This window comes from Stenotrophomonas sp. Ste96, from assembly GCF_024519495.1.
Classification (GTDB): domain Bacteria; phylum Pseudomonadota; class Gammaproteobacteria; order Xanthomonadales; family Xanthomonadaceae; genus Stenotrophomonas; species Stenotrophomonas bentonitica_A.
Genome location: NZ_JALJRX010000003.1, coordinates 447,458 through 468,307, shown reverse-complemented (window position 1 = coordinate 468,307; position 20,850 = coordinate 447,458). Strand labels below are relative to the sequence as shown.

Below are 20,850 nucleotides of genomic sequence, written 5' to 3'. Positions count from 1 at the left end.
CGGTCGGTACCTACCCGATAACGTACGCCCGGCACAGGGTCCATGCGTTTGCCGGCCGGCGGCCGGCACTACCGGGATGCATCGCCGGGGTCCGGCAGGATCGCCGGCTCACCATCCTCGGCCCCGGGCGAACGCACATCCTCGGCCGGCTGCGAGCGCGGCCGGCGCGTGGGCGTCACTTCCTGGTTGAGCTCGGCACGGGTGCGCGGCAGCGCCTGCGGATGCTCGCGCGCCAGGAAATCGAGCATCCGCTCGCGCACGATGCAGCGCAGATCGAATGCATCGCCGGAGTTGCGCGCGCTCACCAGCAGGCGCACCTGCAGGGTGCGCTCGCTGGTTTCGGTCACCTGGGTTACGCAGACCTGGCCGTCCCACAGTGCCTCGCCTTTGCAGATCCGCTCCAGTTCAACGCGGATCGCCGGGATCGGCGCGGTGTAATCCAGCCACAGGAAGGCAGTGCCGAGCAGGTCCGCACTGCGCCGTGTCCAGTTCTGGAACGGGTGCTCGATGAACCACGTCAGGGGCACCACCATCCGCCGCGCATCCCAGATCCGCACCACCACGTAGCTGCTGTTGATTTCCTCCACCCGGCCCCACTCACCTTCCACGATCACCACATCGTCCAGCCGGATCGGCTGGGTCAAGGCGATCTGCAGGCCGGCGATCAGGTTGCCGAACACCGGCTTGGCCGCGATACCGGCGACCAGGCCGATGATGCCGGCCGAGGCCAGCAGCGCGGTGCCGATCTGGCGCACCATCGGGAAGGTCAGCAGGATCAGCGAGACGCCGACCAGGATGATCGCGCCCATCAGCACGCGGCTCAGCACCCGGGTCTGGGTCTGGATGCGACGCGCTTCGAGATTGTCGGCCACCTCCATCGGGTGGTCGCGCAGGATCGCCTGCTCGCCGGCAGCGACCGCGCGCACCAGCAGCCAGATGAAGCAGCCGGTCAGGCCGATATGCAGCAGGCGCAGTGACTGGTCCAGCCAACGCCCGTGCAGCGGCGTGGCTTCCAGCGCGGGAATCAGCAGCAGCAGCGGCAGCGCGAACGCCAGCGGCCGGCTGATCACGCGCGCGATGCGGGCGCGGCGGTAATCGCGGTTTTTCAAGCGCCGCGTCAACGCCATCAGCAACCACCAGCCCGTGATCCCGATCACCAGTGCGATCGAGATCGGCCATAGATACAGCGCTGCCTGCTGCCAGTCCACGGTCACTGCAAGCTCCTGTGTTCTTCGCAAGGAAGTCCAAAGGATACCGGTACCACCATGACCGGGGTATCAGACAAATGTAAGGTGCGTGTCGAGGACACGCCCCCGGGTCAGTCGGCGTAATGCGCCTGCTTACGCACGATCGCCATCGCGATCTCCAGCGACTGCTCGTAGTTCAGGCGCGGATCGACGGAGGAGCGGTAGGCACGCTCCAGGTCGCGTTCGGTCAGCTCGCGGGCGCCGCCGGTGCATTCGGTCACGTCCTCCCCGGTCAGCTCCAGGTGCACGCCGCCCAACCGCGTGCCGGCCGCGGCATGCAGATCGAAAGACATCTCGACCTCGCCACGCACATTGTCGAAACGGCGCGTCTTGTAGCCATTGCTGGTGCTCTCGGTATTGCCATGCATCGCATCGCACACCCACAGCACGCGCCGGCCATCGCGCTTGACCGCATTCAACAGCGGCGGCAGCTTCTCGGCGATCTGAGCCGCGCCCATCCGGTGGATGAAGCTCAGGCGGCCCGGTTCGTCATCGGGGTTGAGCACATCGATCAGGCGCAGCAGCTGGTCCGGCTGCACCGACGGGCCGACCTTGATCGCGATCGGATTGCGCACGCCACGCAGGTATTCCACGTGCGCGCCATCCAGCGCCGCGGTGCGCATGCCGATCCACGGGTAGTGCGTGCTCAGGTTCAACCAACCCTGCTGGCGCGGCACCTGGCGGGTCAGCGCCTGCTCGTAGGGCAGCAGCAGCGCTTCGTGCGAGGTGTAGAAGTCGATCCGGTTGAGGTTGTACACCTGCGTGCCGGACAGCGTTTCCATGAAGCGCACCGCGTCGCCGATCGAGGACACCATCTTCTGGTAATCGATGGCCAGCGGCGAATGCCGCACCCACTCCAGGTTCCAGTACTCGGGGTGGTGCAGATCGGCGAAGCCGCCATCGATCAGCGCCCGCACGAAGTTCATCGTCATCGCCGAATGCGCATGCGCCTGCAGCATCCGGCGCGGGTCCGGCAGACGGGCAGCTTCGGTGAATTCCGGCGCATTGATCACGTCGCCGCGGTAGCTGGGCAGGGTCACGCCGTCGCGGGTTTCGGTATCGGCCGAGCGCGGCTTGGCGTACTGCCCGGCGAAACGCCCGACCCGGATCACCGGCTTGCGCATGCCGTGTACCAGCACCAGGCTCATCTGCAGCAGCACCTTGAGCCGGTTGGAGATGGTGGTGGATTCGCAGTCGCTGAAGTTCTCCGCGCAGTCACCGCCCTGCAGCAGGAAGCGCTTGCCTTCCTGGGCATCGGCCAGCTGCTGCTTGAGCGCCAGGATCTCCCAGGAGGTCACCAGCGGCGGCAGCCGCTTGAGCTCGTGCAGCGAGGCATCCAGCGCCAGCGGGTCCGGGTAGGTCGGCATCTGCAGCGCCGGCTTGCCACGCCAGCTCTCCGGCGACCAGGCAGCGTCGACGGCGGTCGCGGCGGGATCGGCTACGGGGGGGGCGGACAGGCTCATCACGGACTTCCGGGGTGTGGGGCCGGTCATGGTCGCAGAGCGCGCCGCCGCCGCAAAGGGCTGGGCCGGCCTGCGTGGCTGAACACCGGTCAACAGACGCGGCGATCGGCCAGATCGCGCATGGTCCAGCGGCCGCGGACAGGCGCATGATTTGTTATGGAGTAACACTTGCCAGGCCGGCCCCTCCCCCTTTGCCCAGCCAAGCCATCCTCATGAAGCCCTCCCTGCTTGCTACCGGTATTGCTGTTTCCCTGGCCTTGACCGGCCTGCCCGCCCTCGCCGCCGCCCCTGCCAACGCCACCCCCGCCGTCACCGATCTGGATGCCGTCACCGTCAGCGCCCAGCTCGACCAGGCGCGTAACGCCCTGTCGCCGGATATCGGCAGCAGCCAGTACCAGATCACCGCCGAAGACATCCAGAACCTGCCACTGGGCGCCTCCACCCCGTTGAACCAGGTGCTGCTGCAGGCACCGGGCGTGGTCCAGGACTCGTACGGCGGCGTGCACGTGCGCGGCGACCACGCCAACCTCCAGTACCGGCTCAACGGCGTGCTGCTGCCCGAATCGATCTCCGGCTTCGGCCAGACCCTGGACGCCCGCGCGATCAAGAGCCTCCGCCTGATGGATGGCGCCCTGCCGGCACAGTTTGGCGAGCGCACCGCCGCCGTGGTCGACATCACCACCCGCAGCGGTGCCGAGCTGGGCAATGGCGGCAGCGCCGGCCTCACCGCCGGCTCCTACGGCAAGGTCAACCCCAACGCCTCGTGGTGGGGCAGCCAGGGCCGCTGGAGCTGGTACCTGACCGGCAACTACGACCAGGACCAGGTCGGCATGGAGAATCCCACCGCCTCGCGCCGGCCGGACCACGATGACACCCACCAGGGCAAGGCGTTCGCCGACCTGACCTACCTGGTCAATGACGCCACCCGCCTGAGCCTGTTCGCCGGCTTCTCCAACAACCGCTTCCAGATTCCGGTCAACCCCGGCCAGAGCCCGCAGTTCGGCTACCTGGATACGGTGAACGCCGACTCGGCCGCGCTGGACGAAAACCAGCGCGAGACCACCCGCTTCGGCATGCTGGTGCTGCAGGGAACAGTGGGCGACACCGCCTACCAGGTCTCGGCCGGCCAGCGCTACAGCGACCTGTCCTTCGACCCGGACCTCGCCGGCGACCTCATCTTCAACGGCGCGGCCTCGCAGGTGGAGCGCAGCAATCGCGCCAACAGCGTGCAGGCCGATTTCTCTACGCCGCTGGGTGAGAACCACACGCTGCGCTATGGCCTGTACGTCAACGCCGAGCGCGCCCGCGCCGGCAGCGACACCTGGGTCTTCCCGGTCGATGCCGACGGCCAGCAGGCCAGCACGACGCCGCTGCGCATCCTCGACGCCAATGCCTTCAACGCCACCACCACGGCTGTCTACCTGCAGGACGAATGGCGCCTGGGCGAGGACTGGACGATCAACTACGGCCTGCGCGGCGACCGCTACAAGGCCTTCGGTGGCACCGAGGGCCAGCTCAGCCCGCGCCTGGGCGTGGTCTGGAACGCCAGCGACAGCACCACCGTGCACGCCGGCTACTCGCGCTACTTCACCCCGCCGGCCAGCGAACTGGTGGCCAGCAGCGACATCGCCCTCTATGAGGGCACCACCAACCAGCAACCGGCCGGCGGCAGCACGATCCCGCTGTCCGAGCGCAGCGATTACTTCGACATCGGCGTCTCCCAGCAGATCGGCGATCACCTCACCCTCGGCCTGGACGCCTATGACCGCAAGGTCGACCGGCTGCAGGACGAAGGCCAGTTCGGCGCCGCCTACATCTACTCGACCTTCAACTATCGCTACGGGCATATCCACGGGGTGGAATTCAGCGCCGACTACAGCAATGGCCCGCTCAGCGCCTACGTCAACGCGGCCTACAACAAGGCCATGGGCAAGCAGGTCATCACTGGCCAGTACAACCTGGATCCGGAGGCGCTGGCCTATGTCCAGGACAACTGGATCCATCTGGACCACGACCAGAAACTGACCTCCTCCGGCGGCATCAGCTACGCCTTCGCCGGCCACAATCGTCTTGGCGCCGACTACGTCTTCGGCAGCGGCCTGCGCTCGGACGCCGATGGCGTGCCCAACGGCGGCGAACTCCCCGCCTACTTCCAGCTCAACCTCAGTGCCGGCCACGACTTCAACGCCGACAGCGGCCACCCGCTGCATGCACAGCTGGCCCTGGTCAACGCACTGGACCGCAGCTACCAGCTGCGCGACGGCGGCGGGATCGGCGTCTTCGCCCCGCAGTGGGGTCCGCGCCGTGGCGCCTACCTCAGCCTGCAGCAGGACTTCTGAGCGGTGCCCTGACACCTTGCGACCGGATCAGGCCGGGAACATCCCGACCTGACCGCAGCCTCCGACCTGGCGGCGCAACGCGTGCCAGGCCGGAGACGATCGGATGCGACCTCAGTGGCGCCGACGCGCACGGAACGCCGTCACCAGCGCCCACAGCGCCAAGGCCGCGAACCACACCAGGCTCCACATCGGCATCGTCAGTCCCAGGAACTGCCAATCGATGTTGCCGCAGTTGCCGGTACCGGTCAGCACCGTGCGGAACACCTCGAACGGCCCCATCGTCTCGCTGAGGAAGCTCAACGGCGGCCCGCAGCTCGAGCCCATGTCCTGCGGCAGCAACTGCACGTAGACGTGGCGCCCGGCAATGCCGATACCGACAGCCGCCGCGATGAAGGCCAGCACGCCATACGTCTTGCGCCCGGCCGGATCACGCGGACCGTGCAGCGCCCCGATCAGGAACAGCAGCCCCAGCGCCGCGAACGCGATCCGCTGGAAGATGCACAACGGGCACGGCTCCAGCCCCATCTTCAACTGCAGGAAGATCGCATACCCCAACAGCGCCGCGCAGACCAGGAACCCCAGCAGGAACTGGGCGCGGAAACTCCAACGCAATGGATTCATTGCCAACACTCGTGAAAGTCCAGGCGCCAAGATTAGCAGGGCCGTGACCGCCCACGTCCATGCGCAGCTGCCGACCATCGGCGCAGCCGACCGGACAGCGTGTTCCGTGCAGCACGCCGAACCACCCGAACGTAGCGACGGTGCGAGGAGCCGGCCAGCGGCCGGCACTACCCAAGCACCGAGACAGGCGCATGCTCCGCTTCACCCCCATGCGCACCGACCATATGTGCAGGCGTTGGCGCGGGTGGGTTGGCGGGACCATGAGCGCCATGGATGGCGCGACATGAGCCTCCATGGACGGATTCACGGCGTGTCCCTCCAACCCACCCGCGCCGACGCCCCCCGCATCGCTCGCGGCACCATGCGGTTCCGGTTGCGGTTGCCGTTGCCGTTGCGGTTGCCGTTGCCGTTGCGGTCGCCGTCGCCGTCGCCGTCGCCGTCGCCGTCGCCGTCGCCGTCGCGATGATCCAACCCCCAGAAACGGAAAAACCCGGCACAAGGCCGGGTTCTTCACCGAATAACAGGTACAGCTCGAAGATTACTCTTCGACGGCTTCAGCCACAGCGGCCGGACGATCGACCAGCTCCACGTAGGCCATCGGCGCATTGTCGCCAGCGCGGAAACCGCACTTCAGCAGACGCAGGTAACCGCCCGGACGGTTCGCGTAACGCGGGCCCAGGGTGGTGAACAGATTGCCGACGGCTTCGTTGTCGCGCAGGCGAGCGAACGCCAGACGACGGTTGGCGACGGAGTCGACCTTGGCCAGGGTGATCAGCGGCTCGGCAACGCGGCGCAGTTCCTTGGCCTTGGGCAGGGTGGTCTTGATCAGCTCGTGCTTGAACAGCGACGCGGCCATGTTCTTGAACATTGCTTCGCGATGGGCGCTGGTGCGGTTGAACTTGCGACCGGACTTCATATGACGCATGACGGTGATTCCTGAAGTGAATGTTGGATCGGTTGGGTATCGCTGTCGCCATCCTGGCGTTGCTGCTTGGACTGCGGATGGTCCGGTGCCAGCCGTCCTGGCTGGCCGTCACCGCAGGCTATCGACCTGTCGGTGCGGGGTGTTGCCGGTGAAGCCCCCGCACCCGAAGGTGCGGGGTAAAGCATCTTGCGTAGCGCTGGATCAGCCGAGCATGCCGTGCTGGGCGACACCGGCCGGCGGCCAGTTCTCCAGCTTCATGCCGAGCGAAAGGCCGCGCTGTGCGAGGACTTCCTTGATCTCGGTCAGCGACTTCTTGCCGAGGTTCGGGGTCTTGAGCAGCTCCACTTCGGTCTTCTGGATCAGATCGCCGATGTAATAGATGCTCTCTGCCTTGAGGCAGTTGGCCGAACGCACGGTCAGTTCCAGGTCGTCGATCGGGCGCAGCAGCACCGGATCCACGCCATTGTTGGCCGGCTTGGCCGCACCGCGGTCGCGGTGGGTGAAGTCACCGAAGACCGACAGCTGATCGCTGAGGATGTCGGCGGCAGTGCGCACGGCTTCCTCGGCATCGATCGTGCCGTTGGTTTCGATGTCCAGCACCAGCTTGTCCAGATCGGTACGCTGTTCAACGCGGGCCGCTTCCACCGAATAGGCGACGCGACGGACCGGCGAGAACGAAGCGTCCAGGACCAGACGGCCGATGGCACGGGTTTCTTCATCCGGACGACGACGCGCGGCCGCCGGCTGGTAGCCGAAACCACGCTCGATCTTCAGACGCATATTGATTGCCGTGTCCTTGGTCAGGTGGCAAATGATATGGTCGTTGTTGAGGACTTCGACGTTGTGGTCCAGCTTGATATCAGCAGCGGTCACGACACCCGGACCCTGCTTGGACAGCGACAACGTAGCGTTGTCACCGGTATGCATGCGGATGGCCACGTCCTTCAGGTTGAGCAGGACTTCCAGCACGTCCTCCTGCAAGCCTTCGAGCGTGGTGTACTCGTGCAGTACGCCATCGATTTCGACTTCCGTGATGGCGAAGCCCGGGATGGACGACAGCAGCACGCGACGCAGGGCGTTGCCCAGCGTATGCCCGTAACCACGCTCCAAGGGTTCGATGACGACCTTGGCGCGGGTATCGGTAAGGCGTTCGATCTGCGGACCGCGAGGACGCAGAACCTGGTTGGCGGTAACCGTCATGTTGCGGGTTCTCCTGCGAACCTCCGGTGTGACCCGGAGGTTCTCCAATGTGAATTACTTCGAATACAACTCGACGATCAGCGCTTCGTTGATATCCGCAGGCAGGTCCGAACGATCCGGCACGGCCTTGAAGATGCCGGCGAACTTGCCGGAATCAACTTCAACCCACGACGGACGCAGGTCATGCGTGGCAGACACGGTCAGGGCTTCCTGAACGCGCAGCTGCTTGGCAGCCTTCTCGGACAGAGCGACGGCGTCGCCAGCCTTGACCTGGTACGAAGCCAGGTTGACCGACTTGCCGTTCACGGTGACGCCGCGGTGCGAAACCAGCTGACGGGCAGCCGGACGGGTCACAGCGAAGCCCATGCGATAGACGACGTTGTCCAGACGGGTTTCCAGCAACTGCAGCAGGTTCTCGCCGGTGTTGCCCTTCTTGGTCGAGGCCTTCTTGTAGTAGTTGCGGAACTGACGCTCCAGCAGACCGTAGATACGCTTGACCTTCTGCTTTTCGCGCAGCTGGGTAGCGTAGTCGGACAGCTTGCCCTTACGGGCAGTGGCGCCGTGCTGGCCGGGCTTCTGCTCCAGCTTGCACTTGGAGTCCAGCGCACGGGCCGGGCTCTTGAGGGAAAGGTCGGCGCCTTCGCGGCGGGCGAGCTTACAGGTAGGACCGATATAACGAGCCATTTCTTATCGCTCCTTTAGACGCGACGCTTCTTCGGCGGACGGCACCCGTTGTGCGGGATTGGCGTCACGTCGATGATGTTGGTGATCTTGTAGCCCACGTTGTTCAGCGAGCGCACGGCCGACTCACGACCCGGACCCGGGCCCTTGATGCGGACTTCCAGGGACTTGACGCCGTAGTCGAGCGCGGCACGGCCGGCCTTCTCGGCAGCCACCTGGGCAGCGAACGGGGTGGACTTACGCGAACCGCGGAAGCCAGCGCCACCGGAGGTCGCCCACGACAGAGCGTTGCCCTGACGGTCGGTGATGGTCACGATGGTGTTGTTGAAAGAAGCATGGACGTGGGCGACGCCGTCAGTGACGACGCGCTTGATCTTCTTCTTGGTCTTAGCGACGGGCTTAGCCATTTCTTAGGTCCCTTACTTCCTGATCGCCTTGCGCGGGCCCTTGCGGGTGCGGGCGTTGGTACGGGTGCGCTGGCCACGAAGCGGCAGACCGCGACGGTGACGCAGACCGCGGTAGCAGCCCAGGTCCATCAGGCGCTTGATCGCGATACCGATTTCACGGCGCAGATCGCCTTCCACGATGTACTTGCCGACTTCGAGACGCAGACGCTCGATTTCCGGCTCCGACAGATCGCGGATCTTGGTGGTCGAGGTCACGCCTGCGGCGTCGCAGACCTTCTTCGAACGGGTACGGCCGATGCCGTAAATGCTTTGCAACCCGACCCAGACGTGCTTCTGGGCTGGCAGGTTGACGCCTGCAATACGCGCCATGACGCGGTTCTCCAGCTGAGTGATGGCCGACAGCGCACCATGGGCGCGCCAATCCGGCAGGATGGATCAAAAAAGTGAACTAGCGATTCTATCAAGGTCTCGGTTTACTGGGAAGCCCGTGGAACCTTGAGGTTCCATGGACCCGGCGTGGGGAGTGTGCCCATGCTCCGGCGCCGGATGTCGTTGACTGCAGAGGTTGCCCTCGCCGCCGCCCGCGCTACTCCCGCGCGGGACCACCACATCACACCCCCACCCGAAACCGCTGCAGGGGCCGCCCTTCGATTTGGAAGGCCAGTCCGGGAACCGGAGGGCCTTCACAACAAGAAGACTAGTGTAACAGGTCAATCAGCCGCGGGCAAAACCGCCGCGGTTGCCGCCCTTCAGGTTGGCCTTCTTCAACAGGCTCTCATACTGGTGCGACATCAGGTGCGCCTGGATCTGGGCGATGAAGTCCATCACCACCACCACCACGATCAGCAGCGAGGTGCCGCCGAAGTAGAACGAGGCGCCCAGCTGGGTGCGCAGGATTTCCGGCAGCAGGCAGACAATCACCAGGTACAGCGAACCGGCAGCCGTCAGGCGGGTCAGCACGGCATCCACGTAGTCGGCGGTGGCCTTGCCCGGACGGATGCCCGGAATCAGCGCGCCCGACTTCTTCAGGTTGTCGGCGGTTTCCTGCGAGTTGAACACCAGCGCGGTGTAGAAGAACGCAAAGCCACTGATCAGCGCAGCGAACACGATCATGTGCAGCGGCTCGCCCGGCCCGAGGGCGTTGGCGACCTTCTGCAGCCACGTGGCCGAGCTGGCCTGGCCGGACCACATCGCCAGCGTCGTCGGGAACGCCAGGATGCTCGAGGCGAAGATGGCCGGGATCACGCCCGCCATGTTCAGCTTCAGCGGCAGGAACGAGGTCTGGTTCATGTACGCGTTGCGGCCGCCCTGGCGACGTGCGTAGTTCACCGTGATGCGGCGTTGGCCGCGCTCGACGAACACCACGAAGTAGGTGAAGGCCAGCACCACCAGCACGATCAGCAGCAGGGCGATGAAGCTCATGTTGCCGTCGCGGTAGGCTTCCACGGTGTGGATGACCGCGCCCGGCAGGCCGGCCACGATGCCGGCGAAGATGATCAGCGACACACCGTTGCCGATGCCGCGCTCGGTGACCTGCTCACCGACCCACATCAGGAAGATGGTACCGGCGGTCAGCGCGACGATGGCGGTGAGCACGAAGCCCATGCCCGGTGCGTAGACGACCGGGGCACCGCCCGGGGAGACCTGGTTCTGCAGCGCCAGCGCGATGCTGCCGCCCTGCACCACCGCCAGCAACACGGCGCCGATGCGGGAATATTGGGTGATCTTGCGACGACCCGATTCACCTTCCTTCTGCATCGATTTCAATGCCGGGAAGATGTGGACCGCCAGCTGCATCACGATGGATGCCGAGATGTACGGCATCACGTTCAGCGCGAAAATGCTGAAACGGTGCAGGGCGCCGCCCGAGAACATGTTGAACATGTCCACGATGCCGCCGCCCTGCGCCTGCATGAGCGCAAGCATGGCATCGGGATTGACGCCAGGCACCGGCACATAACAGCCGATGCGGTAGACGATCAATGCCCCGATGACGAACAGCAGGCGCTGGCGGAGTTCCGTGAACTTGCCGAGCCCGCCGCCGAGGTTACCAATGCCAGCTTGCGCCATGTCTTACTCCTGTACGCTGCCGCCGGCAGCTTCGATCGCGGCCTTGGCACTGGCCGTTGCAGCGACGCCCTTCAGGGTGAAGGCCTTGGTCAGGTCACCCTTCATGACGATCTTGGCACGCTTGGCGGTGCTCGGGACCAGCTTGGCAGCGCGCAGCGCGGCAAAGTCGATCTCGCCGGCTTCCAGGCGTTCCAGCTGGTAGGACAGCACTTCAGCGGTGTCCTTGGCGATCTTGGAACGGAAGCCGACCTTCGGCAGACGACGCTGCATGGGGGTCTGGCCGCCTTCGAAGCCTGCCTTGATCTTGCCGCCACCCTTACGGGCGAACGAACCCTTGTGGCCGCGGCCGCAGGTCTTGCCCAGGCCGGAGCCGATACCACGACCGACGCGGGTGCGCTCTTTGCGAGCGCCCGGTGCCGGGCTCAATTCATTCAGATGCATGGTCATTGGATTATTCCTCAACCTTGACGAGGTAGTGGACCTTGTTGATCAGGCCGCGAACCTGCGGGCTGTCCTTCAGTTCACGCACATCGTTGAGCTTGTTCAGGCCCAGGGCACGCACCGACAGGCGGTGACGCGACTGGGTGCCACGCAGGCCAGCCACCAGGCGGACCTTGACGGTCTTGACGGTTTCATTAGCCATGGTTGAGATCCTCCACCTTCTTGCCGCGCTTGGCCGCGATGCGGACCGGCGACTGCATTTCGGTCAGACCCTTCAGCGTGGCGCGAACCAGGTTGATCGGGTTACGCGAACCGACGGCCTTGGCCAGCACGTTCTTGACGCCAACGGCTTCCAGGACGGCGCGCATGGCACCACCGGCAATCACACCGGTACCTTCGGAGGCCGGCATCATGAACACGCGGGCTGCGCCGTGGCCGGACTTCACCGGGTGCCACAGGGTGCCGTTGTTCAGATCGACGGTGGCCAGGTTCTTGCGAGCCTGTTCCATCGACTTCTGGATCGCGACCGGCACTTCACGCGCCTTGCCGTAACCGAAGCCGACCTTGCCTGCGCCGTCACCGACCACGGTCAGTGCGGTGAAGGTGAACTGGCGGCCGCCCTTGACGGTCTTGCTGACGCGGTTGACCGCGACCAGCTTTTCGATCATGCCGTCGTCGACTTTCTCTTCGCGGCGATCGCGATCGCGACCCCGCTGCTGACGTTCTTCTGCCATGTTGATTCCTTGATTGATTGAGTATGTACGGCTCAGGGCCGCTTATAGCTGTGAGATGGAGCGGTGATTCGAGCGCCCCTGCAGAAGAAGGACGTCGCCCGGCGCAACCCGCGCCGGCAGGCAGGCGGAAGCGGGGACCAGCCCCGCTTCCTTATCCCTTAGAACTGCAGGCCGCCTTCGCGGGCTGCATCAGCCAGTGCCTTGATGCGGCCGTGGTAGCGGTAGCCCGAGCGGTCGAAAGCGACCTTCTCGATGCCCGCAGCCTTGGCGCGCTCGGCGACCAGCTTGCCAACCTTGGCGGCGGCGTCGCTGTTCTTGCCGTTCTTCAGGCCTTCCTTGACGTCGGCCTGGGTGGTGTTGGCAGCTGCCAGCACCTTGGAGCCGTCGGCGGTGAAGACCTGGGCGTACAGGTGCTGACCGGTGCGCAGCACCGACAGACGCGGCACGCCGAGCACACGGATGTGGGCACGGGTCGACTTGGCACGACGCAGACGAGCGATGTTCTTGTTCATGATCTTTTTCCTTGAAAGCTGAGGGCGTGAGTTACGCCTTCTTGGCTTCCTTACGAATGATGACTTCGCCGGCGTACTTCACACCCTTGCCCTTGTAGGGCTCCGGCGGACGGAAGCCACGGATCTTGGCGGCAACTTCGCCAACGCGCTGCTTGTCGGTGCCCTGGACCAGCACTTCGGTCTGGGTCGGGGTCGAAATGGTGATGCCTTCCGGCGCCACGAACAGGACCGGATGCGAGAACCCGAGCGACAGGTTCAGGTCCTTGCCCTGCATGGCGGCACGGTAACCGACGCCGACCAGCTCGAGCTTGCGCTCGAAGCCTTCGGTCACGCCGTGGACCATGTTGGCCAGGATGGCGCGCACGGTGCCGGTGAGGGCGACCAGCGAGGCATCGTTGGCGGCCAGGGTGGCAACGCCGTTGTCGACAGTGATTTCAACGCCAGCAACCTTGGTAAGCGACAGGGTGCCCTTCGGGCCCTTCACGCTGACGGATTCCGGCTGGATGTTCAGTTCAACGCCCTTGGGCAGGTTGACTGGCTTCTTGGCTACGCGGGACATAGTTGTTTCCTTCTCGCCTTAGGCCACGAAGCACAGGACTTCGCCGCCGACGCCCAACTGGCGCGCCTGCGCATCAGTCATGATGCCCTTGGAGGTGGAGATGATGGAGATACCCAGGCCGTTGAGGACCTTCGGCAGCTCGGACTTGCCACGGTACTGGCGCAGACCCGAACGCGAGAAGCGCTTCAGGGTCTCGATGACCGGCTTGCCTTCGAAATACTTCAGGACGATTTCAAGCTCGGCCTTGTTGTTCTCGATCTTGGTCACGCGCAGATCGGTGATGTAGCCTTCGGCCTTCAACACCTCTGCGATTGCCACCTTGATCTTGGACGACGGTGCTTTCACCGTCTGCTTGCCAACCGCGGCCGCATTCTTGATGCGTACCAGCAGATCGGCGATGGGATCAGTCATGCTCATAGTCGATACCTTTGAGTGCACCGATATCCGCTTTCGCGAAAATCTTGTGTCTACCTGGGATGGGCCAGGGCCCTTGTTGCCTGTTCAGCGGACCAACGGCCCGCTCTACGCCAGCCCCCGTGACGGAGCAAGACGCGGGAGTATACGGCAAAAAGAGCCCGACTTGCGTCGGGCTCCCTTAATCCGGGATCAGGGCCGGAAAACCGACCCCTCTCCCCTGCCCCGTGCCGTGAAGGCGCGCGGCAGTGGAAGGGACGAATCCCTTACCAGCTGGCCTTGCGCAGGCCCGGCACGTCGCCACGCATGGTGGCTTCACGCAGCTTGTTACGGCCCAGGCCGAACTTGCTGTACACGCCACGCGGGCGGCCCGAGAGCTCGCAACGGTTGCGGTGACGGCTCGGCGACGAGTCGCGCGGCAGCTTCTGCAGCTTGATGACGGCCTCGGCCTTTTCGTCGTACGACGCGGTCGTGCTGGAGATGATCTTCTTCAGCTCTTCACGCTTGCCGGCGTACTTGACGGCCAGCTTCGCACGCTTGAGGTCGCGGTTGACCATGGAGGTCTTTGCCATTTCGGATTCCTCGACGTATCAGTTACGGAACGGGAACTTGAACGCTGCGAGCAGCGCCTTCGCTTCCGCATCGGTCTTGGCGGTGGTGGTGATGGCGATATCCATGCCGCGGATCGCGTCGACAGCGTCGAAGTCGATTTCCGGGAAGATGATCTGTTCCTTCACACCCATGTTGAAGTTGCCGCGACCGTCGAAGGAACGACCCGAGACACCACGGAAGTCGCGCACGCGCGGCAACGAGATGTTGATCAGACGGTCCATGAACTCGTACATCTTTTCACGACGCAGCGTGGTCTTGCAGCCGATCGGCCAACCATCGCGGATCTTGAACGATGCCACCGAGACGCGGGACTTGGTCACGATCGGCTTCTGACCGGAGACCTTGGCCATATCGGCGACGGCATTTTCCAGGATCTTCTTGTTCGTGGCTGCTTCGCCGACACCCATGTTCAGGGTGACCTTGACCAGCTTCGGAACCTGCATCGGATTGGTGTAGCCGAACTGCTTCATCAGCGCCGGCACCACTTCTTCCTTGTAAAACTTTTCGAGACGGGAATTCATCAGCTCATTCCTCAGGCGTCGAGCGCCTCACCGCTGGAGCGGAACACACGCAGTTTGCGTCCATCCTCCAGCACCTTGAAGCCAACGCGCTCGCCCTTGCCCGAAGCCGGGTTCAGCACATTCACGTTGGAGATATGGATCGACGCTTCACGCTCGACCACGCCGCCGGCAACGCCTGCCTGCGGGTTCGGCTTGGTGTGGCGCTTGACGATGTTCACGTTGGCGACGATCACACGATCGCCGTCGACGCGGACGACTTCGCCCTGCTTGCCCTTGTCCTTGCCGGTGTTGACGACGACCTGGTCGCCCTTCTTGATACGGTTAGCCATGATTATCTCCTGGCGCTCACAGAACTTCGGGAGCGAGCGAGACGATCTTCATGAACTTCTCGGAACGAAGTTCACGGGTCACCGGTCCGAAGATGCGGGTGCCGATCGGCTCTTGCTTGTTGTTGAGCAGGACCGCGGCGTTGCCGTCGAAACGGATCAGCGAGCCGTCGGCGCGACGCACACCCTTGCGGGTACGCACCACGACGGCGTCATACACTTCACCCTTCTTGACTTTGCCGCGCGGGATTGCGTCCTTCACGGTGACCTTGATGATGTCGCCGATGTGGGCATAACGGCGCTTGGAACCACCCAGCACCTTGATGCACATCAGTTCCTTGGCACCGGAGTTGTCCGCGGCGTCGAGGTAGCTCTGCATCTGGATCATGATTCAGATCTCCTTATTCAGCCGCACGCGTGATGACTTCCACCACGCGCCAGTTCTTGGTCTTGGACATCGGAGCAATCTCGGCCACGCGCACGACATCACCTTCGTTGCAGGTGTTGTCGGCGTCGTGTGCGTGCAGCTTGGTCGAACGCTTGATGTACTTGCCGTACAGGGCGTGCTTGACCAGGCGCTCCACCAACACGGTGACCGTCTTGTCCATCTTGTTGCTGACGACACGGCCTTCGACCGTGCGCAGCGTCTTGCTGTCGTTGTTATCGCTCATCGCGGCCATCCTTACTTGGTGCTGCCGAGCAGGGTCTTGACGCGAGCGATCTCGCGACGAACCCGGCGGGTTTCGTGGGTCTTCGGCAGCTGGCCAGTGACCTGCTGCATACGGAGCGAGAACTGCTCCTTACGCAGGTCGATCAGGTGGCTCTTCAGGTCGTCAGCCGACTTTTCGCGAAGTTGTTTGATATCCATCAGAGCACCGTCCGGGTCACGAAAGTGGTGGTCACGGAGAGCTTGGCGGCAGCCAGGCGGAACGCCTCACGTGCCACGTCTTCTGCGACGCCTTCGATTTCATAGATCATGCGGCCGGGCTGGATCTGGGCTACCCAGTACTCCACGTTGCCCTTACCAGAACCCATTCGGACTTCGATGGGCTTCTTGGTGATCGGCTTGTCGGGGAACACTCGGATCCACATCTTGCCGCCGCGCTTGACGTAGCGGCTGATCGAGCGGCGGGCCGCTTCGATCTGACGCGCGGTCAGCTGACCATGAGCGGTTGCCTTCAGGCCGTACTCGCCGAAGCTGACGGCGTTGCCGCTCCAGCTCAGACCATCGTTACGGCCCTTGTGTACCTTGCGGTATTTGGTTCGCTTGGGTTGCAACATTGTCGTTACCTCGCTTCACGAGCCGGGCGCGACGGACGGTCACCGCGGTCGCCGCGATCGTTACGATCGTTGCGCGGGGAGTCGTCCTGCTTTTCCTGGCCAACCTGGGAGAAATCGAAGACTTCGCCCTTGTAGATCCAGACCTTGATGCCGATGATGCCGTAGGTCGTCTTGGCTTCAGCGAAGCCATAGTCGATGTCGGCACGCAGCGTATGCAGCGGCACGCGGCCTTCGCGGTACCACTCCGAACGGGCGATTTCCGCGCCGTTCAAGCGGCCACCGACGTTGACCTTGATGCCCAGGGCACCGAGGCGCATCGCGTTGCCGACCGAGCGCTTCATCGCGCGGCGGAACATGATGCGACGCTCCAGCTGCTGCGCGATCGACTCGGCAACCAGCTGTGCGTCCAGCTCGGGTTTACGCACTTCGGTGACGTTGATGTGCGCCGGGACGCCCATCATTTCGCTCACTTCCTTGCGCAGCTTCTCGATGTCCTCACCGCGCTTGCCGATCACCACGCCCGGACGGGCGGTGTGGATCGTCACGCGAGCGGTCTTTGCCGGACGCTCGATCAGGATCTTGCTGATGCCGGCCTGCGCAAGCTTCTTGCGCAGCATGTCCCGCACCTTCAGGTCGGCTGCCAGATAACCAGCGAACTCGGCCTTGTTGGCGTACCACTTGGAGTTCCAGTCCTTGGAAATGCCGAGGCGGATACCAATCGGATGAACTTTATGACCCATGGTGTTTTCCTTTCCGCTTACTTGCCGGCGCCCACAACCACAGTGATGTGGCTGGTGCGCTTGAGGATGCGGGTGCCGCGGCCTTTCGCCCGCGCCATGAAACGCTTCAGGGTCGGACCTTCATCTACCATGATGGTCTGTACCTTCAGCTCGTCGACGTCGGCGCCCTGGTTGTTCTCGGCGTTTGCAATAGCCGACTCCACCACCTTCTTGATCAGGTGGGCAGCCTTCTTGTCCGAGAACTTCAGCAGGTTGACCGCACGCTCGGCCGGCAGGCCACGCACCTGGTCAGCGACCAGGCGGGCTTTCTGCGCAGAGATGCGCGCGGAGCGCAGGATTGCTTTCGCTTCCATTGTCATCTCTCCTTACTTGCCCGACTTCTTGTCACCACCGTGACCCTTGAAGGTCCGGGTGATGGCAAATTCGCCGAGCTTGTGGCCGACCATGTTCTCGTTGACGAGCACCGGAACGTGGTTCTTACCGTTATGAACGGCGATGGTGACGCCTACCATTTCCGGCAGGATCATCGAACGGCGCGACCAGGTCTTGATCGGCTTCTTGCTACCCGCAGCGGCTTCCACCTTCTTGATGAGGTGGTGATCGACAAACGGGCCCTTCTTGAGTGAACGTGCCATGGTCGATTAGCCCCTACGATCGCGGACGATGAATTGCTGGGTGCGCTTGTTATGGCGCGTCTTGTAACCCTTGGTCGGGACACCCCACGGGGTGACCGGATGCGGGTTGCCCTGGCCGGCCTTCGCCTCACCACCACCGTGCGGATGGTCAACCGGGTTCATGGCAGCACCACGAACGGTCGGGCGGACACCACGCCAGCGCTTGGCGCCAGCCTTGCCCAGCTTTTCCAGGTTGTGTTCGTCGTTACCGACTTCACCGATGGTGGCGCGGCACTCGACCGGCACCTTGCGCATTTCACCCGAGCGCAGGCGCAGGGTGGCGTAGATGCCTTCACGAGCGACGAGCTGCACGGCAGCGCCGGCGGCACGCGCGATCTGTGCACCCTTGCCCGGCTTCAGTTCGATGCCGTGGACAGTGGTACCGACCGGGATGTTGCGCAGCGGCAGGGTGTTGCCGGTCTTGATCGGCGCATCCGAACCCGCGATCACCTGGTCACCGGCCTTCAGGCCCTTCGGTGCGATGATGTAGCGGCGTTCGCCGTCGACGTAGCACAGCAGGGCGATATGGGCGGTGCGGTTCGGATCGTATTCGATGCGTTCCACGCGCGCCGGAATGCCTTCCTTGTTGCGCTTGAAGTCGATGACACGGTAGTGCTGCTTGTGACCACCACCCACGTGACGGGTGGTGATGCGGCCGTGGTGGTTACGACCACCGGACTTGCTCTGCGGTTCCAGCAGCGCGGCATGCGGCGCGCCCTTGTGCAGATCGGGCGTGACCACGCGCACGGCCGAACGGCGGCCGGGAGAAGTGGGTTTGAATTTCATCAATGGCATGGGATGGACCTCAGGCCTTGGCCGTTACATCGATGGACTGGCCATCGGCGAGACGCACGTACGCCTTGCGCCAATCGCCGCGGCGGCCGGTGCGGTTACGGAAGGACTTGTTCTTGCCCTTCACGTTCAGCACGTTGACCGACTCGACCTTGACGTCGAACAGCTGCTCGACCGCGGCCTTTACATCGGCCTTGGTGGCTTCGTTCGAAACTTCGAAGACATACTGGTTGGAATGTTCCTGCAGGCGCGCGGTCTTTTCGGAGACTCGCGGAGCGCGCAGCACGCTGAAGACTTTTTCGTTGCTGCTCATGCCAGCCACTCCTCGACCTTCTTGACCGCATCAGCGGTGATGACGACCGTGTCGGCACCGACCAGCGACACCGGGTCCAGGCCCTGCACGTCACGCACTTCCACGTAGGGAATGTTGCGGGCCGACAGGTACAGGTGCTCGGAAGCATCTTCGGTGACGATCAGCGGACGCTTGCCCACTTCCAGGCCGGCCAGCTTGGCGATCAACGACTTGGTGTTGGTCGCTTCGACATCGAAGGACTCCACGATCGTCAGACGGCCCTGGCGGTTCAGCTCGGACAGGATCGCGCACATGGCTGCACGGTACTGCTTACGGTTGACCTTCTGCTCGAAGCTGCGCGGCTTGGCCGCGAAGGTGACACCGCCGCCGATGAAGATCGGAGCCGTCAGTGCGCCATGACGCGCGCCGCCGCCCTTCTGCTTCTTCGACTTCTTGGTGGTACCAGCCACTTCAGAGCGAGTCTTCTGTGCCTTGGTGCCGGCGCGACCGGCGTTGCGGTAAGCAACGACGACCTGGTGAACCAGATCTTCGCTGAAATCGCGACCGAACACGGCATCGGAGACCGAGACCTTGTTGTTGCTACCCGTGATAACGAGTTCCATCGTCATCTCTCCTTATGCCTTGCTAGCCGGACGAACGATCACGTCACCACCCGCTGCGCCCGGAACGGCACCACGGATCGCGATCAGACCACGCTCGACATCGACCTTCACCACTTCCAGGTTCTGGGTGCTCTGCTGCACCGAACCCATGTGGCCGGACATCTTCTTACCCGGGAAAACGCGACCCGGGGTCTGGCGCTGGCCCAAGGAACCCGGCGCGCGATGCGACAGCGAGTTACCGTGGGTTGCATCGCCCATACGGAAGTTGTAGCGCTTGATGGTGCCCTGGAAGCCCTTACCCTTGGTGACACCCTGGACGTCGACCTTCTGGCCAACTTCAAAGATGTCCGCCTTGACTTCGCCGCCGACGGCGAAATCGCCGAGCTGCGCGTCTTCAACGCGGAATTCCCACAGGCCACGGCCCGCGTCGACCTTCGCCTTGGCGAAGTGACCGGCTTCCGGCTTGTTGACCAGGGCAGCGCGACGCGCGCCGACGGTCACCTGCACGGCGCTGTAGCCGTCAGCTTCGACGGTCTTGATCTGCGCGATGCGGTTCGGGGTGGCTTCAATCAGGGTTACCGGGATGGCCTGGCCATCTTCGGTGAACACGCGGCTCATGCCAGCCTTGCGGCCCACGAAGCCCAACGAATATTTCTTCGTCATGGTCGTAGTCCTCAGGTCAGCTTGATCTGAACGTCGACGCCGGCAGCCAGTTCGAGCTTCATCAGCGCGTCCACGGTCTTGTCGTTCGGGTCAACGATATCGAGCACGCGCTTGTGCGTGCGGGTCTCGTACTGGTCACGCGCGTCTTTGTCGACGTGCGGGGAGACGAGAATGGTGTAACGCTCGATCTTGGTCGGCAGGGGGATCGGGCCACGCACTTGCGCGCCGGTCCGCTTTGCCGTTTCTACGATCTCGCTGGCCGAACGGTCGATCAAACGATGATCGAACGCCTTCAGCCGAATCCGGATCTTTTGGTCCGCCATGACGGTGGGTTCCTTCGTTAAAAGAGCGACGGACAAGGCCTCTGGGTTGCCTTGTCCCATGAATATCCTGAATGCAGACGCCGCACATTCCTGCGCGGCGACAAGATCTTTCCGTAGACCTCAAAAATCGAGGCAGACCGGTTTCCCGATCTGCCCAGACAAAAAGTATAGCGCGCATACAAGTTGGCAGTCAACAGGGTCACTGTTGACAAAGCCTGAATGGCGCGACCCTTCCTGGTCTGGGGAACACGAGGTGCATCCTGCGCCTCTTTTCCCATTTAATTACGCCCCGATGCCCTACCCAGGCAACATCGGGGCGCAGATTCTAGCAGATTACTCGAGGATCTTGGAGACCACGCCGGCGCCGACGGTACGACCGCCTTCACGGAT

General features: G+C 63.7%; 32 protein-coding genes. 1 reads left to right on the top strand and 31 read right to left on the bottom strand.

Annotation, left to right across the window (positions count from 1 at the left end):
• Positions 1-68 precede the first annotated feature (68 nt).
• Complete coding sequence (locus OC373_RS11515; RefSeq protein ID WP_261997754.1) at positions 69-1,208, bottom strand: mechanosensitive ion channel family protein; 1,140 nt, start codon at positions 1,206-1,208, stop codon at positions 69-71.
• 110 nt (positions 1,209-1,318) lie between these two features.
• Positions 1,319-2,710 (bottom strand): 3-deoxy-7-phosphoheptulonate synthase class II, encoded by a 1,392-nt coding sequence (locus OC373_RS11510; RefSeq protein ID WP_261997714.1) that lies wholly within the window; start codon positions 2,708-2,710, stop codon positions 1,319-1,321.
• Positions 2,711-2,922: 212 nt separating this feature from the next.
• Between OC373_RS11510 and OC373_RS11505 the strand changes: the two genes are divergently transcribed.
• Positions 2,923-5,049, top strand: coding sequence for a TonB-dependent receptor (locus tag OC373_RS11505; RefSeq protein WP_261997713.1), 2,127 nt, complete (start codon positions 2,923-2,925; stop codon positions 5,047-5,049).
• Positions 5,050-5,160: 111 nt separating this feature from the next.
• On the opposite strand, the gene OC373_RS11500 is transcribed toward OC373_RS11505, so the two are convergent.
• The 29 genes from OC373_RS11500 to rpsJ form a co-directional block, all read right to left on the bottom strand.
• Complete coding sequence (locus OC373_RS11500) at positions 5,161-5,670, bottom strand: disulfide bond formation protein B (protein ID WP_019186167.1); 510 nt, start codon at positions 5,668-5,670, stop codon at positions 5,161-5,163.
• Between the two features lie 303 nt (positions 5,671-5,973).
• Positions 5,974-6,141: a hypothetical protein gene (locus OC373_RS11495; protein WP_261997712.1), complete on the bottom strand. Its 168-nt coding sequence runs from the start codon at positions 6,139-6,141 to the stop codon at positions 5,974-5,976.
• Positions 6,142-6,208: 67 nt separating this feature from the next.
• Positions 6,209-6,595, bottom strand: coding sequence for a 50S ribosomal protein L17 (rplQ, locus tag OC373_RS11490; RefSeq protein ID WP_019186166.1), 387 nt, complete (start codon positions 6,593-6,595; stop codon positions 6,209-6,211).
• 201 nt (positions 6,596-6,796) lie between these two features.
• Complete coding sequence (gene rpoA / locus OC373_RS11485) at positions 6,797-7,795, bottom strand: DNA-directed RNA polymerase subunit alpha (RefSeq protein ID WP_019186165.1); 999 nt, start codon at positions 7,793-7,795, stop codon at positions 6,797-6,799.
• Between the two features lie 54 nt (positions 7,796-7,849).
• Positions 7,850-8,479 (bottom strand): 30S ribosomal protein S4, encoded by a 630-nt coding sequence (gene rpsD, locus OC373_RS11480; protein WP_019186164.1) that lies wholly within the window; start codon positions 8,477-8,479, stop codon positions 7,850-7,852.
• Between the two features lie 14 nt (positions 8,480-8,493).
• Positions 8,494-8,883 (bottom strand): 30S ribosomal protein S11, encoded by a 390-nt coding sequence (gene rpsK / locus OC373_RS11475; protein WP_017355427.1) that lies wholly within the window; start codon positions 8,881-8,883, stop codon positions 8,494-8,496.
• 12 nt (positions 8,884-8,895) lie between these two features.
• Positions 8,896-9,252, bottom strand: coding sequence for a 30S ribosomal protein S13 (gene rpsM / locus OC373_RS11470; RefSeq protein WP_019186163.1), 357 nt, complete (start codon positions 9,250-9,252; stop codon positions 8,896-8,898).
• Between the two features lie 345 nt (positions 9,253-9,597).
• Entirely contained in the window at positions 9,598-10,953 is a 1,356-nt protein-coding gene (gene secY, locus OC373_RS11465) for a preprotein translocase subunit SecY (protein WP_019186162.1), read from the bottom strand.
• A gap of 3 nt (positions 10,954-10,956) precedes the next feature.
• Positions 10,957-11,400, bottom strand: coding sequence for a 50S ribosomal protein L15 (rplO, locus tag OC373_RS11460; protein ID WP_019186161.1), 444 nt, complete (start codon positions 11,398-11,400; stop codon positions 10,957-10,959).
• A 4-nt stretch (positions 11,401-11,404) separates the two neighbouring features.
• Entirely contained in the window at positions 11,405-11,596 is a 192-nt protein-coding gene (gene rpmD, locus OC373_RS11455; RefSeq protein WP_019186160.1) for a 50S ribosomal protein L30, read from the bottom strand.
• On the bottom strand, positions 11,589-12,128 hold the full coding sequence (gene rpsE / locus OC373_RS11450) for a 30S ribosomal protein S5 (RefSeq protein ID WP_019186159.1): 540 nt from the start codon (positions 12,126-12,128) through the stop codon (positions 11,589-11,591). Before rpsE ends, rpmD begins: the two co-directional genes overlap by 8 nt.
• 158 nt (positions 12,129-12,286) lie before the next feature.
• On the bottom strand, positions 12,287-12,640 hold the full coding sequence (gene rplR / locus OC373_RS11445) for a 50S ribosomal protein L18 (protein ID WP_019186158.1): 354 nt from the start codon (positions 12,638-12,640) through the stop codon (positions 12,287-12,289).
• Between the two features lie 31 nt (positions 12,641-12,671).
• Complete coding sequence (gene rplF / locus OC373_RS11440) at positions 12,672-13,199, bottom strand: 50S ribosomal protein L6 (protein ID WP_070426689.1); 528 nt, start codon at positions 13,197-13,199, stop codon at positions 12,672-12,674.
• Between the two features lie 18 nt (positions 13,200-13,217).
• Complete coding sequence (gene rpsH, locus OC373_RS11435; protein WP_019186156.1) at positions 13,218-13,616, bottom strand: 30S ribosomal protein S8; 399 nt, start codon at positions 13,614-13,616, stop codon at positions 13,218-13,220.
• Positions 13,617-13,879: 263 nt separating this feature from the next.
• Complete coding sequence (gene rpsN / locus OC373_RS11430) at positions 13,880-14,185, bottom strand: 30S ribosomal protein S14 (RefSeq protein WP_019186155.1); 306 nt, start codon at positions 14,183-14,185, stop codon at positions 13,880-13,882.
• An 18-nt stretch (positions 14,186-14,203) separates the two neighbouring features.
• Entirely contained in the window at positions 14,204-14,746 is a 543-nt protein-coding gene (rplE, locus tag OC373_RS11425) for a 50S ribosomal protein L5 (protein ID WP_019186154.1), read from the bottom strand.
• An 11-nt stretch (positions 14,747-14,757) separates the two neighbouring features.
• A complete protein-coding gene (gene rplX, locus OC373_RS11420) occupies positions 14,758-15,075 on the bottom strand; it encodes a 50S ribosomal protein L24 (RefSeq protein ID WP_017355416.1) in 318 nt (105 codons plus the stop codon).
• Positions 15,076-15,091: 16 nt separating this feature from the next.
• Positions 15,092-15,460: a 50S ribosomal protein L14 gene (gene rplN / locus OC373_RS11415; RefSeq protein ID WP_019186153.1), complete on the bottom strand. Its 369-nt coding sequence runs from the start codon at positions 15,458-15,460 to the stop codon at positions 15,092-15,094.
• Positions 15,461-15,473: 13 nt separating this feature from the next.
• Entirely contained in the window at positions 15,474-15,743 is a 270-nt protein-coding gene (gene rpsQ / locus OC373_RS11410; protein WP_019186152.1) for a 30S ribosomal protein S17, read from the bottom strand.
• 11 nt (positions 15,744-15,754) lie between these two features.
• Positions 15,755-15,940 (bottom strand): 50S ribosomal protein L29, encoded by a 186-nt coding sequence (gene rpmC, locus OC373_RS11405; RefSeq protein WP_019186151.1) that lies wholly within the window; start codon positions 15,938-15,940, stop codon positions 15,755-15,757.
• On the bottom strand, positions 15,940-16,353 hold the full coding sequence (rplP, locus tag OC373_RS11400; RefSeq protein WP_019186150.1) for a 50S ribosomal protein L16: 414 nt from the start codon (positions 16,351-16,353) through the stop codon (positions 15,940-15,942). The genes rpmC and rplP overlap by 1 nt, the downstream gene beginning before the upstream one ends.
• 5 nt (positions 16,354-16,358) lie before the next feature.
• Positions 16,359-17,093, bottom strand: coding sequence for a 30S ribosomal protein S3 (gene rpsC, locus OC373_RS11395; protein ID WP_019186149.1), 735 nt, complete (start codon positions 17,091-17,093; stop codon positions 16,359-16,361).
• Positions 17,094-17,110: 17 nt separating this feature from the next.
• On the bottom strand, positions 17,111-17,446 hold the full coding sequence (rplV, locus tag OC373_RS11390; protein WP_017355410.1) for a 50S ribosomal protein L22: 336 nt from the start codon (positions 17,444-17,446) through the stop codon (positions 17,111-17,113).
• A 12-nt stretch (positions 17,447-17,458) separates the two neighbouring features.
• On the bottom strand, positions 17,459-17,728 hold the full coding sequence (gene rpsS / locus OC373_RS11385; protein ID WP_019186148.1) for a 30S ribosomal protein S19: 270 nt from the start codon (positions 17,726-17,728) through the stop codon (positions 17,459-17,461).
• A gap of 6 nt (positions 17,729-17,734) precedes the next feature.
• The gene (rplB, locus tag OC373_RS11380; protein ID WP_017355408.1) at positions 17,735-18,562 is read right to left on the bottom strand and encodes a 50S ribosomal protein L2; all 828 of its coding nucleotides are present in this window, start codon (positions 18,560-18,562) and stop codon (positions 17,735-17,737) included.
• A gap of 10 nt (positions 18,563-18,572) precedes the next feature.
• Positions 18,573-18,872 (bottom strand): 50S ribosomal protein L23, encoded by a 300-nt coding sequence (gene rplW / locus OC373_RS11375; RefSeq protein WP_019186147.1) that lies wholly within the window; start codon positions 18,870-18,872, stop codon positions 18,573-18,575.
• Positions 18,869-19,474 carry a 50S ribosomal protein L4 gene (gene rplD, locus OC373_RS11370; protein WP_019186146.1) on the bottom strand — a complete coding sequence of 202 codons (606 nt, stop codon included), beginning with the start codon at positions 19,472-19,474 and terminating at the stop codon, positions 18,869-18,871. Before rplD ends, rplW begins: the two co-directional genes overlap by 4 nt.
• 12 nt (positions 19,475-19,486) lie before the next feature.
• Positions 19,487-20,137 (bottom strand): 50S ribosomal protein L3, encoded by a 651-nt coding sequence (gene rplC, locus OC373_RS11365; RefSeq protein WP_019186145.1) that lies wholly within the window; start codon positions 20,135-20,137, stop codon positions 19,487-19,489.
• An 11-nt stretch (positions 20,138-20,148) separates the two neighbouring features.
• Positions 20,149-20,460 carry a 30S ribosomal protein S10 gene (rpsJ, locus tag OC373_RS11360; protein WP_010341589.1) on the bottom strand — a complete coding sequence of 104 codons (312 nt, stop codon included), beginning with the start codon at positions 20,458-20,460 and terminating at the stop codon, positions 20,149-20,151.
• Positions 20,461-20,850: the final 390 nt, after the last annotated feature.